This window comes from Pirellulales bacterium (assembly GCA_019636335.1).
In the GTDB taxonomy this organism is placed as follows: Bacteria; Planctomycetota; Planctomycetia; order Pirellulales; family JAEUIK01; genus JAHBXR01.
Genome location: JAHBXR010000013.1, coordinates 165245 through 180713, shown reverse-complemented (window position 1 = coordinate 180713; position 15469 = coordinate 165245). Strand labels below are relative to the sequence as shown.

Annotated in this window: 17 protein-coding genes and 1 tRNA gene; 10 read left to right on the top strand and 8 right to left on the bottom strand. The window is 60.9% G+C overall.

Going from position 1 to position 15469, the window contains the following annotated elements; translation table 11 throughout:
* From KF708_14600 to KF708_14580, 5 genes are all read left to right on the top strand, one after another.
* The coding region (locus KF708_14600) for a hypothetical protein (GenBank protein ID MBX3413917.1) at nucleotides 1-297 on the top strand (297 nt) is incomplete at its 5' end.
* Nucleotides 297-560 (top strand): hypothetical protein, encoded by a 264-nt coding sequence (locus KF708_14595; protein MBX3413916.1) that lies wholly within the window; start codon nucleotides 297-299, stop codon nucleotides 558-560. The genes KF708_14600 and KF708_14595, both read left to right, overlap by 1 nt.
* A 10-nt stretch (nucleotides 561-570) precedes the next feature.
* Nucleotides 571-807: a hypothetical protein gene (locus KF708_14590; protein MBX3413915.1), complete on the top strand. Its 237-nt coding sequence runs from the start codon at nucleotides 571-573 to the stop codon at nucleotides 805-807.
* Between the two features lie 251 nt (nucleotides 808-1058).
* On the top strand, nucleotides 1059-1334 hold the full coding sequence (locus tag KF708_14585) for a hypothetical protein (GenBank protein ID MBX3413914.1): 276 nt from the start codon (nucleotides 1059-1061) through the stop codon (nucleotides 1332-1334).
* 3 nt (nucleotides 1335-1337) lie between these two features.
* The gene (locus tag KF708_14580) at nucleotides 1338-1685 is read left to right on the top strand and encodes a hypothetical protein (GenBank protein MBX3413913.1); all 348 of its coding nucleotides are present in this window, start codon (nucleotides 1338-1340) and stop codon (nucleotides 1683-1685) included.
* Between the two features lie 141 nt (nucleotides 1686-1826).
* Here the strand turns inward: KF708_14580 and KF708_14575 are convergent, their stop codons facing one another.
* On the bottom strand, nucleotides 1827-2075 hold the full coding sequence (locus KF708_14575) for a hypothetical protein (GenBank protein MBX3413912.1): 249 nt from the start codon (nucleotides 2073-2075) through the stop codon (nucleotides 1827-1829).
* 360 nt (nucleotides 2076-2435) lie between these two features.
* Nucleotides 2436-3773 carry a DDE-type integrase/transposase/recombinase gene (locus KF708_14570; protein MBX3413911.1) on the bottom strand — a complete coding sequence of 446 codons (1338 nt, stop codon included), beginning with the start codon at nucleotides 3771-3773 and terminating at the stop codon, nucleotides 2436-2438.
* A 264-nt stretch (nucleotides 3774-4037) separates the two neighbouring features.
* Between KF708_14570 and KF708_14565 the strand changes: the two genes are divergently transcribed.
* The 5 genes from KF708_14565 to KF708_14545 all read left to right on the top strand — a co-directional run bounded on the left by KF708_14565 (nucleotide 4038) and on the right by KF708_14545 (nucleotide 7997).
* Complete coding sequence (locus KF708_14565) at nucleotides 4038-4301, top strand: hypothetical protein (GenBank protein MBX3413910.1); 264 nt, start codon at nucleotides 4038-4040, stop codon at nucleotides 4299-4301.
* A gap of 125 nt (nucleotides 4302-4426) precedes the next feature.
* Complete coding sequence (locus KF708_14560; GenBank protein ID MBX3413909.1) at nucleotides 4427-5275, top strand: hypothetical protein; 849 nt, start codon at nucleotides 4427-4429, stop codon at nucleotides 5273-5275.
* Nucleotides 5276-5363: 88 nt separating this feature from the next.
* Nucleotides 5364-6002 carry an AAA family ATPase gene (locus tag KF708_14555; GenBank protein ID MBX3413908.1) on the top strand — a complete coding sequence of 213 codons (639 nt, stop codon included), beginning with the start codon at nucleotides 5364-5366 and terminating at the stop codon, nucleotides 6000-6002.
* A 155-nt stretch (nucleotides 6003-6157) separates the two neighbouring features.
* Entirely contained in the window at nucleotides 6158-6763 is a 606-nt protein-coding gene (locus KF708_14550; protein ID MBX3413907.1) for a recombinase family protein, read from the top strand.
* Between the two features lie 145 nt (nucleotides 6764-6908).
* Nucleotides 6909-7997 (top strand): hypothetical protein, encoded by a 1089-nt coding sequence (locus KF708_14545; GenBank protein ID MBX3413906.1) that lies wholly within the window; start codon nucleotides 6909-6911, stop codon nucleotides 7995-7997.
* Nucleotides 7998-8616: 619 nt separating this feature from the next.
* Here the strand turns inward: KF708_14545 and KF708_14540 are convergent.
* From KF708_14540 to KF708_14515, 6 genes are all read right to left on the bottom strand, one after another.
* Nucleotides 8617-10944 (bottom strand): hypothetical protein, encoded by a 2328-nt coding sequence (locus KF708_14540; GenBank protein MBX3413905.1) that lies wholly within the window; start codon nucleotides 10942-10944, stop codon nucleotides 8617-8619.
* Nucleotides 10945-10994: 50 nt separating this feature from the next.
* A complete protein-coding gene (locus KF708_14535; GenBank protein MBX3413904.1) occupies nucleotides 10995-11297 on the bottom strand; it encodes a DUF1580 domain-containing protein in 303 nt (100 codons plus the stop codon).
* Between the two features lie 90 nt (nucleotides 11298-11387).
* On the bottom strand, nucleotides 11388-12197 hold the full coding sequence (locus KF708_14530) for a hypothetical protein (protein MBX3413903.1): 810 nt from the start codon (nucleotides 12195-12197) through the stop codon (nucleotides 11388-11390).
* Nucleotides 12198-12241: 44 nt separating this feature from the next.
* The gene (locus KF708_14525) at nucleotides 12242-13321 is read right to left on the bottom strand and encodes a tyrosine-type recombinase/integrase (GenBank protein MBX3413902.1); all 1080 of its coding nucleotides are present in this window, start codon (nucleotides 13319-13321) and stop codon (nucleotides 12242-12244) included.
* 117 nt (nucleotides 13322-13438) lie between these two features.
* Nucleotides 13439-13524 (bottom strand) — tRNA-Leu (locus tag KF708_14520).
* Between the two features lie 117 nt (nucleotides 13525-13641).
* On the bottom strand, nucleotides 13642-15225 hold the full coding sequence (locus tag KF708_14515) for a SpoIIE family protein phosphatase (protein ID MBX3413901.1): 1584 nt from the start codon (nucleotides 15223-15225) through the stop codon (nucleotides 13642-13644).
* Nucleotides 15226-15469: the final 244 nt, after the last annotated feature.

Genomic DNA, 15469 nt, shown 5'->3' with positions numbered 1-15469 from the left:
ACCTCGCCACGGCTCTACGTTCTCAAGATGACGAACGAGACAACGTCGAGCACGACGTTACTAAACGGCTGGACTGTCGAGACGATTGGCCCCGAACTCTGGATGAAGATTGAGGATGACGGAACGGATTTGAAATTCTTCATCGGCTTAGATGGGAACACTTGGATTCAGATCGCGAGCGAAGGCCGTGGTAGCTTCATGTCGGGCGGGCCGGATGAGGTTGGCTGGGGTGCCAACAATCAATCGAATACTGTCGCGCCGATTGCTTGCAGTTTGTTGCATTGGAACGAAAGCTAATGTCGGCACTTGAACCGCTTATCCGAGAAAACGTCAGCTTGCCGCTGACCATCAATCAGCCAGACGGCACGAAGGTCACGACGCCCTTCGCGCTCCCTGAGTCTGACACTGATGCGCTGTTCGTCATCATCGCGATTCTTGTCGGTCAGCTTGCCGACGCAGGCTTGACCCGACTGCCGAACTGCCTTACGCCGAGTGACATCCTGCATCGCTACTTGCACGACAGATTCGGCGAGCACAATGTCTACTTCCACATTCCGTAGGACACATGCAATGGCCTTTGACAACATTCGTGCGATCGGTCGAGAACTTGAAAAGCGCCGCCGAGAAGAGCGCAAGAGCATAATCCGAGAGTTCGTTGTTCCCGAGGTGCAGAGGATGCGCCGTCTCGGCGCGTCACAAGCGGACATCGCTATCGTGCTCAACTACGACCGGTTCACCACAGAGACCAGAAAAGACTGGACTCAGGCCAGCGTGTCGCTGCTTATGCGTGAGCACGGGATTGCGTAGCTGTCCGGTTGCATTTTGGGCAGCCATGACGCTTAGATAGCTGGCACTTTCAAGCAAACAACCACCTCTGTCGGGTGGTGTTGATGCAGCGTGATGCAACGCAATCGTCAATGTAGTAATGACTTAAATCGTCCTTCACCGCCTAATGGTGCCATGCCGAAGTAACTAGTGGGATAATCCCATTTGACCCCAGTGGGATTGGGGCTTAGTATTGGACGAAGTTCGGAAGGATCAATTTGGGAGGTCATGCAATGGCTACTGCACCACGGATGCTGGACAGCAAAGGGCGTTTGACGCTGGGCAAGGAGCTTGCGAACCAACAGGTATTGATTGAGCAAATTGGTCAGACCGAATACCGCGTTAAGCTCGCAATGTCGATCCCGCTGCAAGAAGCATGGCTCTACCAGAACGAAGAAGCCAAGTCAGCCGTATTCCGAGGCTTGGCTGACGCAGCGGCGGGGCGCTTCAGCGATCCGCCACCAAGTTGGGAAGAAGATGGAAAGTTGCTGGAGGAGCTTGAAGATTGACCAATGTTTAACCCCGTATGGTTGCCCGACGCACGAAAGACTTATGATGATTTGAGTGCTAAAGCGAAGGCGAGCGTGGCGGCTCGCAAGAAAACCGGCAAGACAAAGTCGACAAAAGATGAAGGGTTATTCAAGCAAGTTAGGAAAACCATTGATTTCCTGTTGAACAATCCTAAACATCCAAGCCTCAACACGCACGAATATGATTCGCTCGAACATCCGTACGACAAGAGCAAGAAAGTATTTGAGGCATACGTGCAGAATAATACTCCGGGCGCCTATCGACTCTTCTGGTGCTATGGTCCAAAAGAGAATGAGATTTCTTTGATCGCGATTACGTCTCACCCCTAGGTTGACGCAAGCTTGGATCGAGGTTACGATCTTTGCGCGCAAAGATCGTAACCTCGATCCAAGCTGCCGGCGATTTCCAAGTGCCCTGCGTATTTCTGCGATACGCGGGGCAATTTCATTTCAACAGGGCGTGTTCACTATCTAAGGCTGAAGTCTGCTCGGCTCGTCTCCGCGTTCTCGCCGACGCCACATCTTCTCGCCGCGTTGCCAAACCACATCGTTGCCAGTCAGCTTGCGGAACTCACTGAGCACCTTTCGATCGATCGACTGGCCGCCAGCGTCGTTGTAGTAGGTGTATGACCTGCCGAATCGCTTCTCGATTTGGCCAATTACGTCTATCTGATAAAGCTCGCCAGTGCGATGCACCTCATCTAGCATCCACTGCGCCACGTCTTTCGCGGTAGTGCATCATTCCTTCTGTAAACGCGTGGCAGCCAGCATTGCTGTCATTCGCGCGTGAAGTGATCTTGGAAAGGGCGGGCCATACGCGGTTTTCTTTGGGAATTACCACACCCCCAAGGAGACACGCCCATGACCCACTGTAGCGGCCCAGGGAATCGTCAGTGGACAGGTGTGAGGTGTTTAGCGTTAGCGTTTAGGCGGTTTGCACAAGCAGGGCAGCGGCGTCGCTGATGTCGGCGCGGCACGCTTGCTGATAATTCAGTACGGGCGTGCGAAACGAGCCTCTCACATGCACGGTATCGGGGACGAGCGCGCATTTTCAGCGCAATCGCTTACCGCAAAGGACGCTTACGCCGCGCGGCGGAGCGTGACGACCGGCAGGTGTTTTCCCCCGCCGAGAAACTCGATTTCGAGTTCCAGCCGCGCGCCAGGCCGGCCGCGCGTCAAAGCCCAGGGCCTTGCGCATGGCGCGCCGCGGGGCCAGCGCGTGCGGGGCTCAAAGCGCGGGCGTCGATGCGCCGGGAAACGCCGATAGTAGACCTCGTCGGGCGTGCGTCCGCCGAGCGCCACGTGGGGCCGATGCGCGTTGTACCACTCGATGAAGAAACGAACCTCGCGCTGGAACATCTCGCGCACGAGCGGCACCAATAAAAGCCGCCGCGGACAAGATTCTTTGAACGTGCGAATGAACCGTTCGACCACGGCGATGCTTCCATGCTGGCCGACCGCTCCGTAGCGCGGTCGAATCTTGTTTCGCCGGCACCAGCGGCGAAAGCCGCGGCAGTCGAACTGCATGCCCCGGTCGCAGATGACGTATTTCGGCGCGGTGCCAACACGACTGACCGTGCGTCCAAGAATGGCACACACCGCCTCCGCGCTCGGCTGATTGTAGAACGTGCTCACGCCCAGCGCGCGGCGCGAAGCATGATCGACCACGGCGGCGACCCAATAGCAAAAGGGCCAGCACTGCGGCAGCGCGAACGGCAACCAGGTCGTCCAGAAGCCCGAGACGAGCGGCACGATCGTCAGATCGACGTGCCAGACATGATTCAGCCGCTTGGCCGTCACGACGCGCGGCCTCACCTGTTCGACCTTCGGCGCCGGCCGGGGCGCACAGCGAGGCTTTTCACGCAACATCCGCGCCACGGTGGTCGCGCCCAAGTGTAAGCCGGCCCGCGCCAAGGTCTCGGCGACCTTCCGCCTGCCCAGCGTGGGGCAAAGCGTTTTCAAGCACCGCACGAGATAGCCCACGAACTGAGGGAACTTATTCACCGGCTCTCCCAATTGCACGAGCGCGCCAGGACCTTCTTCGTCAACCCGTCTCAGCCACTGAGAGACGGTGTGTGAGGAGACTTGAAACACCTGCGCCGTCTGTTCGAGCGACCACCCTTCGGCCGCCTTGAGTTCCAGAATCCGCATCCGCTCAATGGGCGCATAGCGCGGCCGCCGCGCCGGCGGGATGCGCGCCATCCGCGCGTCCTTGATGGCTTGCGCCTCGCGCGACAGGGCCAACTGCTGCCGCAGCCGTTCATTCTTCACCCGCCGGCGCACGCGGGGATCAAGACTCGTCACCGCGCGGCCCCGCGCCTGCACGATCGCAAAATGCGCCAGCGCCATCACGTGCAGCACCGCGGAACGCACGGCGTTGTTCCAGCCGCGCGGGAGTTCCAACCATCGAGCAGACATCGGATGGCCCTCCAGGTGGTCACGGCGCGCCGCTGCGCAGCGGTTGCGATTCTACTCTGCGCCCCACGAGAAAGCGGCCTGCGTTGGCGCCCCCCTTGTTCGACTGTTCGACCAGTGGGGAGACGTGTCACCCCAAGCTGCGCTCCTTGTGCCTGTTGCCGCGCGGTTTTTCGTTGAAAAATTCTCCGGGCACTTGGTAGATACCAGGCGCGCGGCGTTGGGGACCCCACCCCCTACCCCCGTCCCCTCGTCGGCGCGCGCTGGATGCCGCGCTCTCCGATTCGTTTGCATCGCGCCAAAACACGGCGCGCGACCGACAGCGCACTCGCGATGATCGCAGTCGCGCGCAGCGCATCGCTGACAGGCGTCAAACGCCTGCAAAACAGCGATCAAACAACAAACAAACAACTCACCAAGAATACGCAAATAAGTGCGCGAGCGGCGTGCGCGCACGTACGCGCGCGAGGAAAATATTTCTTCACCTTGCAGGTGAATAACTTGCGACGCGACTTTGCAGATTTCGTTTGACGAATGCTGGTCGCTCGCCGATTATTCCCGCAGTCGCGCACTCTGCGCGCAACAAAAACGGCCCGAGCAAGTGCTGTAACACTCGCCCGAGCCTAAACACGACAACCCTTACTAGGAGAGTTGCCATGTCTACGTGCCGATTCTACGGCTGTGCGCAAGACGCTGCTACCCGCATTCTCGCTGCCTTCCGGGCGGGTGAACTACCGAAGGCACTGGCCCCGATCTTCATTCGCCGCCGTGATGGCGTGCCATGCCGCGCATGGTCGTGGGCGAATCAAGTGCTGGTCGCCTTGCACGGCTACAGCGATGCCCGTGGCTTCCGCCAATGGGAGCAAGTCGGCCGGCACGTGCGGAAGGGGCAGCACGGGTTCCCGATCCTTGTGCCTTGCACGAAGCGCTTCGAGACGACCGACCGCGAGACGGGCGAAACGTCGCAGCGTACCACCCTCTATGGGTTCAAGTCGGCCATCGTCTTCGGCTTGTCGCAGACTGAAGGGGCGGAATTGCCGCCCGCCGATCCGGTCGCCTTGGCTTGGATCGAGTCGCTGCCGTTGTTCGACGTGGCTCGCGCGTGGGGTCTGACCGTCGAGACGTACAGCGGGCGAGCTGGTGCTTCTCTTGGCCGGTATCGCCACGGGCAAGGCATCGCACTAGGCGTTGAAAACCTTTCCACGTGGGCACACGAGCTAATCCACGCGGCCGATGATCGTCTCGGCCAGCTTGTCGAACATGGCCAGCACTGGCGCAGCGAGACGGTAGCCGAACTAGGCGGGGCCATCGTGCTGGAGATTCTCGGCCACGACACGGCCGCCGATCGTGGTGGCTGCTGGGAGTACGTTTCGGCCTACGCTCGTGATGCTGGGCTAGACCCTCTTGTCGCCTGCCAGCGAGCGCTAAAGCGCACGTGCGACGCCGTGGCGCTCATTCTCTCGACAGCCGAGCAATTGGCCACGGTCGAGACTGCCGCCGCCTAACTCGCGATGCCGGCCGCCCGAGGTGCGTCCTGCGCCTGCGGGCGAGCCGGCTTTCTCATTCATTCACCCCTAGTTGGGAGCTACTTCCGTGCAACTTCACGAACAATACCGACCCCGTACGTGGGCCGACGTAGTAGGCCAAGACAAAGCCGTCTCGACGATCAAGCGCATCGCCGCACGTGGGCTCGCTGGTCGATCCTACTGGCTGAGTGGTCAATCTGGCACGGGCAAGACAACCCTTGCTCACCTGATTGCTGCCGACGTGGCTGACGATTGGTGTACCGAAGAGCTAGACGCCACCGATTGCACGGCATCACGACTTCGCACGCTCGAAGACAGTCTGCGCACACGTGGGCTCGGCAAGGGCGGGCGAGCCGTCATCGTCAACGAAGCGCACGGTCTGCGCAAGGATGCCATCCGCCAATTGCTCGTGCTGTTGGAGCGTGTGCCAGCGCACGTGGTCTGGATATTCACGACGACGAACGACGGGCAAGACTCGCTCTTCGACGATTACGACGACGCTGGCCCCCTCTTGAGCCGTTGCGTGCGCATCGAGCTATCCCGCCGAGACTTGGCCAAGCCGTTCGCCGAGCGAGCCCGCATGATCGCACAAGCCGAAGGGCTCGACGGCAAGCCGATCGACGCCTACGTCAAGCTGGCCCAGAAGCACCGCAACAATCTGCGCGCCATGCTGCAAGAGATTGAGGCCGGCGGCATGGCCGACTGACTCATGCGCCGGCCGGCGCCGATCGTCGAGAAGTGTAAAGGGTCAATCTCCTCGGCGATCGGCCGCCGCCGGCCACGCAATTCAATGACTTGCGACGAGCAAAAACCGTCAAGGGTCGAGTTTAGTTGAACCCTTACACCCACTGCCGAAAGGCCATGATGAAACACGTTGCAATCTACAGCCGCGTCAGCACGAAACAGCAAGACCAGCGCAGTCAGGAACCCGACTTGAAGCGCTGGGCCGAGCATCAAGACGAGCCGGTTGTCTGGTATCAGGACAGCTTCACGGGGCGCTCGATGGAACGGCCCGACATCACGCGCCTGCTGGCCAACGCCGCCAGTGGCCAGGTATCGAAGATCGTTATCTGGCGCCTCGATCGACTGGGGCGCACGGCGAGTGGCCTGACCGCTTTGTTCGATGAATTGGCCGCCTGGAAGGTCGATCTCGTCTCGCTCCGCGACGGCCTCGACCTCGGGACACCCGCCGGCCGCCTCATGGCCAACGTGCTGGCCAGCGTCGCGGCCTACGAAACCGAAGTCCGCGCCGAGCGCGTATTGGCAGGGCAAACTGCCGCCAGAGCCGCCGGCAAGCGCTGGGGCGGCTCGAAGCCCGGTCGAAGTCTCAAGACCAGGGCCACGCGAGAACAAGCGGCGACAGCGCGCCGACTCCACCAGGAGGGACAGAAGATCGCCGCCATCGCCCGCGCCGTGGGCCTCAGCCGACCGACGGTTTATAGCCTTTTGCGAGAGTCCACCAACTAGGCCAATGAGGTAACGAAGCACCACAATTCGATGCGAACCCACGAGGTGGCGGAGGTCTCCTGGATCTACATCGTCGCGCCTCGATAGGATGAAGGCGGCGGCAGAGCCAACTTTGGTGTCAGTGTTGCAAGAAGGATCGACTCCGATGGATTGGGATATCGAGACTACTTCTGTGGTCATCTTGGGCGCCGGTTTCTCCGCCGCCGCTACCGACGGTCGCATGCCCTTGATGACGGGCTATTTCGATCGTCTGACAAAGGAAGAGTTTCCCGAGCTATTCGAGTATGTGACCGAGGTGGGTTGCAGCCAGAAGTGCGAGCGAATCGCGCAAGCAAACGTTGAACGCGTGTTGGTCGCTCTTGAACAGATTAAGTCTGCCCCGATGCGGCTTCTTGAAGGATGGCTTGGCGGGCCGAAGAGAAATTGCGAGGTCATTCGCGAACAACTCGCATACTATACGCTGTCGCGATTATGCGATTCGTTGCAGGTTTCCAACGATAACTGGGCGGCCGAGCTGCTCGCTGATTGCGGTCCTGCCACGACGGTAATCTCAATGAACTACGACACGATCGCGGAGATGATCCTGTCGAACAGACACGGCTTGCAACATGGCAGCCGGTCGCCGACTTGCCCGCACTGTAAGATGCGCTCGCTCTTGCACCGTGCTTGCTCGTGTGATGGGCGTGAGTCACTCGCCGACGACAGTTGGCAAGGATCAATCATCAAGCCGCACGGTTCAATAGCGTGGCGACGCTGCCTTAACAACTCATGTTGCTCGTATCAGTGTCTTGTGGCGGACGAACAATGCCGGCCATTTAAGCCATCCCATTGTCGTCACTGCTACGGCAAATGCTCCCCTGTTCTGGTCATGCCAACCATGAGCAAGAACCTAGAGGATCTACCAGAAATCGCCACGATGTGGCAGGCTGCCCGTCTGGCCATGAGCAAGGCGGAATCATTGCTGCTCTTCGGTTTCTCGCTGCCGACGAGCGATGAACTGCTTGTCCAGTTGATACGCTCGTCATGTGCAGATGGGAAGTGCCTGAAGCGTGTTGCTGCCATCGATCTCGATCCCGAAGGCGTGTTGGACCGATTTCAGTCATGTCTTCCGGTCGGTCAGAAAGTTGATACCACGGCCTTACCTGTCGAGCGAGGTCACCGGCCAATCTGGCTCAAGGGTGAGCGAATCGACGGTTCTCTGGTGCAACCCGACGCGTCGAGTGACGCGAGCTGATCGCTGGCAGTGTTGCGCTTCCCGAGCCGACCACCAAGCAAGAGGCCGCCTTCGCGGACACCGCGAAGGAACTCGACGAATTGCGAGTTCGATGGCTCAATCCCCCCGAATGGACGCGCGAAGAGGTGCTGGAGTTCCCTGGCTCGGTCGATGGCCCGTGGGCTCGCTATGTTCATAAGCCCGACAGCAAGGGGATCGGCATCGTCCGCTACCGTCTACCGGCGGAAACCGAACATCGGCTCCCGAGCGTGGCAAAAGCCCCATGTAGGGCAGACTCGTAGGGCACCGGTCATCAGGCCGGACACAAGGCTTTTGGTCACAGTGTTTTAGTGCGTGCGTTCTGGGTAGGTGCAGACGCGCAGCAAGCGTGACATACTGGCCGAAGTATCTAATGTCGGCCTATGCGAGCGCCAGCTACCTTCGTCTCGTGATGCGGAACACCTGGAATACTTGGAACACCTTTCCGTGATAGCGCTGGAAGCCGTAATGCCGCCACCGAAAACAGTTCCAAGTGTTCCGCGCCCTCCACTGAGCCGCAAGTAATTCAGCTGCACCAGCCGGGGAAGAACTTCTATAGGACTTCGACCGCTGTGGCCTCGGCAGGAACCAGCTAGCTGGTCTACCCGGCGCTATCGAGCAAGCGTAGCCCCTGGTACCGGACGCCATTGCTCTTGCGCTTCTTTAAGCGACGTGTAGTCAGATTCGAGCCGAACTTCGTCAAGCTCATGGGCGTCTGCTTCGTCTGCGCGCACCAGGTCGTGTAGGCAGCGTAGAGTTCGCTCGACTTGATCGTCGCGGCCTTGTCGGCCATGCAGACTTCGCTGAGGAAGGCCCCGATGACGTCCATCTCGTGGCGGTAGCTCGCCGTGGCGGTCTTCACCGTCTGCGGTTCGGCCAAGCCCTCGTGCTGCCACGCGAGACAGCCCTCGACCGCCCACGCCAGAATCCCTGGCCACTCCACTTTGAGCTTCTCGGGCAGGTCCTTGTCCTGCATCTCGTCGGAGATGCGCGTCTTGAACTCGATCAGCTTGACGCGTCGCCACATACCGTGATCGGTTCCACGAATCTCGGGTTTGTGATTTGCCGTGAGCCAGATGGTGTGGGTAGGCTGAAATTCGATGTTGTCCTGGCACACCTTTCGGGCTCGCATGGGGTCGCCCCCTGTTAGCGACTTGACGAGTGCTTCGGCGAGCCGATCGCCCTCTTCTGCTTCCATGCACGAAACGAACCGCCGCAGTTGAAGGTCGGCCCGCTCTGTAGGATGTGAGTCGTACTTCTTGGCAATCAGCAGGTGGGGAGAAGCGGTCATTGCGTAGTCCGATCCCATCATCTTCACGATGGTGTTAATGAGCGTCGATTTTCCGTTCGAGCCCACACCGTGCAGGATGAACAAGACGTGCTCTTGTGCGACGCCCGTCAGCGAGTACCCGATAGCCCTCTGGAGGTAGGCGATCGTCTCGGCGTCGAGGATGGAGGAGAGAAATGCTTTCCACTGGGGACACTGCGCGGTCCGATCGAATTCGACTGGGCACATTTGGGTGAGATAGTCGCCTCGCTGATGAGGACGCAACTCGCAGCTCCGCAAGTCGATCGTACCGTTGGCGACATTGAGCAACCACGGTTGCTGGTCCAACTGTTCCGGCCGCACAGGAATGCCAGGCTCGCTTTTCGCCAGGTTGAGCATGGCCGCGATGCCGCGCGCCGACTCGGTCGACTTGATGAAGGCGAGGCACTTGGCGTGGTTCATATTCGGTTCGTTTGCCGACGCCTTGTATTGCTCGCGCAGATGCTTGCAAACGCACTTCGCCAGCGAGTCGACGCGTCGTTCGCGATCCACCGACCAACGTGTACCATCCCATACGTACCACGATTGCAGCGAGTCGCACCACCGCACGTCCGAACCATGCAGCGAAGCGAACCGGATGCCATTGGCCAAGTCAGACTGTCCCTCGAAGCTGCTGACATGAGATGGCGCCGCCGAGGTCTCGACTTCGACTACATAGTTCATGGGTGTGGAGCACATGGGTTGCCGCTTCCAGGGGTAGTATGCACGCGTAGTAAGTAACGCACGCTCGATTGTTGCCTGTCCGTAGGTCCGTCCATCGGCGAAATGCGGCTCGTCCCACTTCGGTCGCATCAGGCCAGAGGACCGAAACAGGACGTCAATTCGAGCTATGTCAGGGCCGGTCCAGAATGCCAGTAGGCCCACGAGGGCGAGGTCCGCCTCGCTGTGGCCGCCGTTCCCTGGCGTCGCGTAGGCGGAGGTGTCGCCGCCGTAGAGCTGGCGGAACTTCTGGCCGTTGGCTGCGGTCATGGCGCGATGCAGAATCACTTCGTCCGAGGCTAAGACGACCGGCGTTTTGTTGCTCATTTCGGTGGTGGTGACATCATGCTGACGAGCAGGACGAATCTGGTTGAGTAGCTCGAGGAGTTCCGTCTGTCGATCGGCTAGCGCGCCCGGCGTGCCTGGCCACTGACGCCCCGTGACCGTGAAGTACCGTCCGTGCTGATAGACCTCCACACCTAGCTGGTCATTGCGCACGCCGGTCCGCGCGATTGGCAGGTTGCCGAGGCAGAAGAGCTTCAAACCCTTCCCGGACGGCGAGACCTCGGTGTAGGTCGCGAGCTTCTCCACGATCTCAGTGGCGAAAGGCGACAGGTCCCCGTCGTCGCCGATGCAGTCGTCGAGGTCGACGCCGACCAAGCCGCCATCCTCGCGGAAGACGAAGCCGATCCCGCTGAACGCATCAGGCCGGTTTAGCCACTTTTGACGGGCGAACTCGTACGTTGACCAAGTAGCAGGATCGTTCGGCTTCGCCGGCGCGCCGGTGGCCGCGTCGTACGGGACCTTGGTGGGCTTGCCGTTGCGATTGACATATCGCCACAAGACCCATTGACTGAGCGCCTTCAGCTCGGCGGGAATACTCTCCAGGAAGACGTCGAGCATCGTCGGGTCTGCGGCCGATGCGTGGCCGCTCATTGAGGGGAATGGCGGGCTTAAAAACCGGCGCGATCGAGGTCACGGTCAGCAGCGGCGATCTGCTTGGCACGGGCGGCTGGGGGCGTGGCGGGGCGACTGGGGACCAACGAGTCGGAGTGGCCATTCAGGCGGTCGGCGAAGCGCTGGAGGGCTTCAATCGACGTGTATCGCTTGCCGCCGATGAGTGTGGTTTCGAGCCGCACGCCGCGTACGCCACGCAGGCGCCAACGGTGCAAGGTGCTGACGTGGGGATTGCCAGGGAGGCGCCGAGCGGCACCTGGAAAGCTGAGCAATTGCTCTTGGGAGAAATCGATCGACATGCTCTTGGTTCCTCGTAATCGCGAAGGGACGCGAGTGACTACGAGATTCTGAGCATGCAGCTGGACAAAGAAAATTGTGCAGATTTACTTTTATTTACGCGCCTGAGCGCGTTGTTTTTTCTTCGCTGGCCGGCCAGGCTTGCGAGGCGGGATCAGCGGCTCACCATGCTCTTTCGCATAGCGTTGTGATGCTTGCCGGGCGCCACCGATTGAGTTAATTGGCGACTCTTCTAGTCCCAATTTCTGCGCTAGGGACTGGACTTCTGAAACTATCCGATCCCACTTAACACGCTTCTTGTCAAGTCGGTAGCACAACCGGTCTAGAGCTTCGCTGGCCTTGTCCCTTCGCGGGACTTGGGGTTGGCGTGCGATAGGTTCCGGTGTGGGAGGTTCATTTCTTGCCACAGCAAGCTCGAGGAGAAACTGCTCACGGCGCTCTTGATACAAGCGACGGGTTGGAACTAAGATCTTGTCCTTGAAGTACCCGGCGCGCGCGCGGTTTGCCTCTGCCTTTGGGTCGATCCTGAGAAGGGGCGCATGAGTCGCAATGGTCGGCAGAACTTGCTCGATGGCGATTTCTGCCCGGCGTATCAAGGCGTCCTCTAAGCTTTTATCGAACGGCTGAGCGCAGGTCACCCGCTTACCCGCGCGGACACGCAACAACTGATGTTTCGCGTGTCGATCATCGAAGTCGACAATTTCGTCGATCGCATCCTTTACCGTCGGGAACGCGTCAGCCACCCAAGGGTGGTCGGCGACACCGCGACGGTTGTTGGCAGCCAGGTCGTAGTTGATTTTCCGGGCGAGTCCAGCAATTCGCGAACTGTGGAACGCAAGGCTGCGATTTATCTGCACCGCGCGTGCGACTGAGTCGAAGCTAGAAGAACGAGCCGTGTTCATCGGAGACTTTCTTGCAGCCTGTTGGCCACCACGCCAATTTGTGGTTATCCGATTTCAGCCATAACCTGGGCGGCCAGCGTTTGGTTCCGCTCCGCGTACACCTGGGTTACGTCGGCGCGGGAATGCCCCAACACGACTTGGGCCGCTTCCAGTCCAAATCGCTCTCGGACGCTGGTCGCCGCAGAGTGCCGCAACTGATTCGGCGACCATATCTGGCAGCCAGCTTTCCTTGCAGCGGTGTGGATTTGTCTCCGGTAGGCATTGACCGAGTAGCAAAGGTTTCGCCGTCGTGACGGCTGGAAGCAATATTCGGCCTCTCCGCGCAATAAATACGGTCGCAGAATCACCTGCGCCTGAGGTCCGAGGAAGATCACCCGCTCGGTGTCATGGTGCTCGCACTTGTGCGATTCTGGACGGTAAAGCCATATGGCCCCCGTCCTTTCGAGATCGCACGGGCGCATGAGGCAGATTTCGCCCGGCCGACAGCCACTCAGGCGTTGCAGGCGAACCATGTCTGCGGCGACCGTTGGCAACATCAACAGGGTGGCCTCGACGTCTTGCTCGGGAGCGGGCTTCACGGGTTCCGTCTCGCGTGCCTCACTTCGACCGCGTCGCAGGCCCGTCACGGCAGTCAAACCATGATGAACGTGGGTCGGCACGAGTTCCTGCTCGACAGCCCAGCGAAACGCGCGCCGGACGCGGCTCACGTTCTTGTTCAGATATCCGCGGCTATGGCCAGCCTCGATCATCTTCTGGCGCACCGTCTTGAGGGCGAGCGGACCGAATTCCGACGCCGGCGTGTGACCGTACAATTGGCGGACGAACCGAAGCGACACGCGGATGCAGGCGAGTTCATCGGTCGGCTTGCCGTGTTTGACGTAGTAGCCGCTGGCGAACGTCCAGTACGCGGCGATCACCTCGGTGACTGTCACGGCCGACACGTCGACCCGAGGCAAGCAGCGTCCGTTCTGTAGCCACTCGCTGACCACGCGGTCGTATTCGAGTCGGCTGACCTTCGAGCCCCACGGGCCGAGGTAGACGTCCGTGCCATTGAGGGTGACGACGGCCTGTCCACTAGCCTTGTGCTGACGATATTTTGGCAGTGCGGAAACGAGCTTCGGCATGTGCAAATCTCCCAAATGTTCGCAAAACGGTATCTACCGTTTTGCCTCTCGTGGGATCGTTGCACTGCCGAACGTCGGCAGGTAACACAACTTGGTGTTTCAGAACGATTTGAGTAGTGCGGGAAACAGGACTTGAACCTGCACGACCGATAAAGGTCACTAGGCCCTCAACCTAGCGCGTCTGCCAATTCCGCCATTCCCGCGGCGAGCCTTGAAGTGTAGTACCACGCGGGGCAGAGAGTCAACCCGCTCCGCATGGCCGAAATTGGTCTGCCCACGTCACTTTTGTCGTTTCGGCGGCGCGAACTCCTGCGCGACCGCTACCGTCTCTGACGCCGCACGACGAGCAAGGTTCGGTCCTGGCGGGCATCACCTTCCCATTCAACAAGCTGAAGGCGGATCGCTTCGGCCCACTGCAGCGCACTGTCGGCCGAGAATGAGGCGACCAACTCCGCCATGCCCGCATCTCCTAACGGGCAGCCGTTCGCTGAACACAATGATCGGGTCGCCGCCGTGGCGATCACCAGCGTATCGCCAGGCTCGAGCAGGCCGGTCTGGCGTGGAAATACCGCCTCGTCTTCGGCCCCCAGCGGCAAGGCCGGCGTGACCAGCGAGCGCCAACTCCCGTCGCGCGCGATCTGCAGCACGAGCGGATGCCCGGCAAGGGCCCATTCAATCCGGCCGGTTTGTTCGTCGAGCACCAGTTCGACGGCATCGGCGCGCTGATCGCCGGGCGAGGCCAACCACAACGTACGATTGGCGCGCGTGAGCAGCGAGCGAGCGTCGAGCGGGTATTCGGCATGCGTGCGGAACATGGCCCGCACGTTGGCCGCCACCAGCGCCGCGTCGGCTGTCGCCCCGTCGGCCTGCGCCACGACCGCGGCGAAACGGCCGGGGTCGAGCGGCAGCCAATCGTAGAACGTGCCGCTGGCATAGTCATTCGCCTGCGACCAGGCAGCCAGATCCCAGCCTTCGACCAGCGGCGCCACGCGGGGAAGTTGCTGTTGTTGCCAGCGTTCGATGGCGGCCATGTCGCGTCGGCGGCGCATATCGGCGACGCCGGCAGCCAGGAGCATTTCTCGCTCGAGCTCGGCCGCCAGTCGCCCGGCAACGATCTCGACGATGTTCGTCTCTTCGTCGTTAAAACCGCGGGGCACGGACGAAAAGACCCATAGCGTCCCTAACGGAACGGTCGGCGTCGACACCGGCACGCAAACGGCCGCGGGAAAGTCCTCGGGCGCGTTCCAGGGGAGCTGCGTGTGCGAGTCTTCCAGCACGATGGCATGGCCGAGCAGCGCTTCGAGATCGGCCAGGGCGCCATCGAGCTGCCGCGGCGGCGCGGCCAACTTGCGCCGAGGCAGGCCCCAGACGCTGCGCAGCTTGAGCGAGGTGGTATCGGCGTCGAGCAGATACAGCGCCGCGGCCTGGCAGCCCACCGCGCGGGCGCCGCCCGACAGAATGGCCTCGAGCCGCTCGGCGAGATGCTTCTCTTCTTCGCGATGGGGCGTGACGGGCACGCCGGCGGCCAATTCCGCTTCGCGCTGCCAGAGCAGATGCTCCCCCTTCAAGATCTCACCGGTGAGCTGCGTCACGGCGCTCGCCAGCGGCTCGATCGAAGGCAGGTCGTGGCGCACCTTGCGCTCGCGCGCCCAATGCGCCCGCCCTGGATCCAATCTGAAGTGTCCGAGAGAGGCTCCGACGCCCGTTTCTACCGGGGCGGACCATTTCAGCTCTGGATCTTGGACGGGCGCGGGGCCGGGCGCGTAGTGCAGTGCCCAGCCGGTGGCCGCTTCAAAAGCCCGAGACAGGTCGGGCAGTATCTCGAGGGCTGCCACCTCGGAGACCTCCACTTGGGGCGGTTCCTCGGTGTGCAGCCGCAGGTAACTGGGCTTCGGTCGGTTCACGAGTGTCTTCATGCAGGGCAGGACGTGAGGGTTCCGCGTCCTTGCCATGCACGACGACCGAGGATCGTTCTCGCCCGCGCCGCGTGCTCGCCGGGCTCCATAGCCCCGACAGGCTTCGCAGGTGCGAAACTCGACCCAGCATCCGTGACCGGTAGAAATTAACATCGGCCGGTCGCGGCCAAGGGCATGAATCGAATCCGCCTCCACCTTCCACGATTCAGCCGGAGCGCCCCTCGCGACTCGG

What these genes read in the sequence shown, in the direction of transcription:
- KF708_14580 (MBX3413913.1), top strand. Translation starts at nt 1,338, where the DNA reads ATGTTTAACCCCGTATGGTTGCCCGACGCACGAAAGACTTATGATGAT.
- KF708_14535 (MBX3413904.1), bottom strand. Translation starts at nt 11,297, where the DNA reads ATGTCGATCGATTTCTCCCAAGAGCAATTGCTCAGCTTTCCAGGTGCC.
- KF708_14570 (MBX3413911.1), bottom strand. Translation starts at nt 3,773, where the DNA reads ATGTCTGCTCGATGGTTGGAACTCCCGCGCGGCTGGAACAACGCCGTG.
- KF708_14565 (MBX3413910.1), top strand. Translation starts at nt 4,038, where the DNA reads ATGCCGCGCTCTCCGATTCGTTTGCATCGCGCCAAAACACGGCGCGCG.
- KF708_14530 (MBX3413903.1), bottom strand. Translation starts at nt 12,197, where the DNA reads ATGAACACGGCTCGTTCTTCTAGCTTCGACTCAGTCGCACGCGCGGTG.
- KF708_14585 (MBX3413914.1), top strand. Translation starts at nt 1,059, where the DNA reads ATGGCTACTGCACCACGGATGCTGGACAGCAAAGGGCGTTTGACGCTG.
- KF708_14545 (MBX3413906.1), top strand. Translation starts at nt 6,909, where the DNA reads ATGGATTGGGATATCGAGACTACTTCTGTGGTCATCTTGGGCGCCGGT.
- KF708_14590 (MBX3413915.1), top strand. Translation starts at nt 571, where the DNA reads ATGGCCTTTGACAACATTCGTGCGATCGGTCGAGAACTTGAAAAGCGC.
- KF708_14595 (MBX3413916.1), top strand. Translation starts at nt 297, where the DNA reads ATGTCGGCACTTGAACCGCTTATCCGAGAAAACGTCAGCTTGCCGCTG.
- KF708_14550 (MBX3413907.1), top strand. Translation starts at nt 6,158, where the DNA reads ATGATGAAACACGTTGCAATCTACAGCCGCGTCAGCACGAAACAGCAA.
- KF708_14540 (MBX3413905.1), bottom strand. Translation starts at nt 10,944, where the DNA reads ATGCTCGACGTCTTCCTGGAGAGTATTCCCGCCGAGCTGAAGGCGCTC.
- KF708_14560 (MBX3413909.1), top strand. Translation starts at nt 4,427, where the DNA reads ATGTCTACGTGCCGATTCTACGGCTGTGCGCAAGACGCTGCTACCCGC.
- KF708_14525 (MBX3413902.1), bottom strand. Translation starts at nt 13,321, where the DNA reads ATGCCGAAGCTCGTTTCCGCACTGCCAAAATATCGTCAGCACAAGGCT.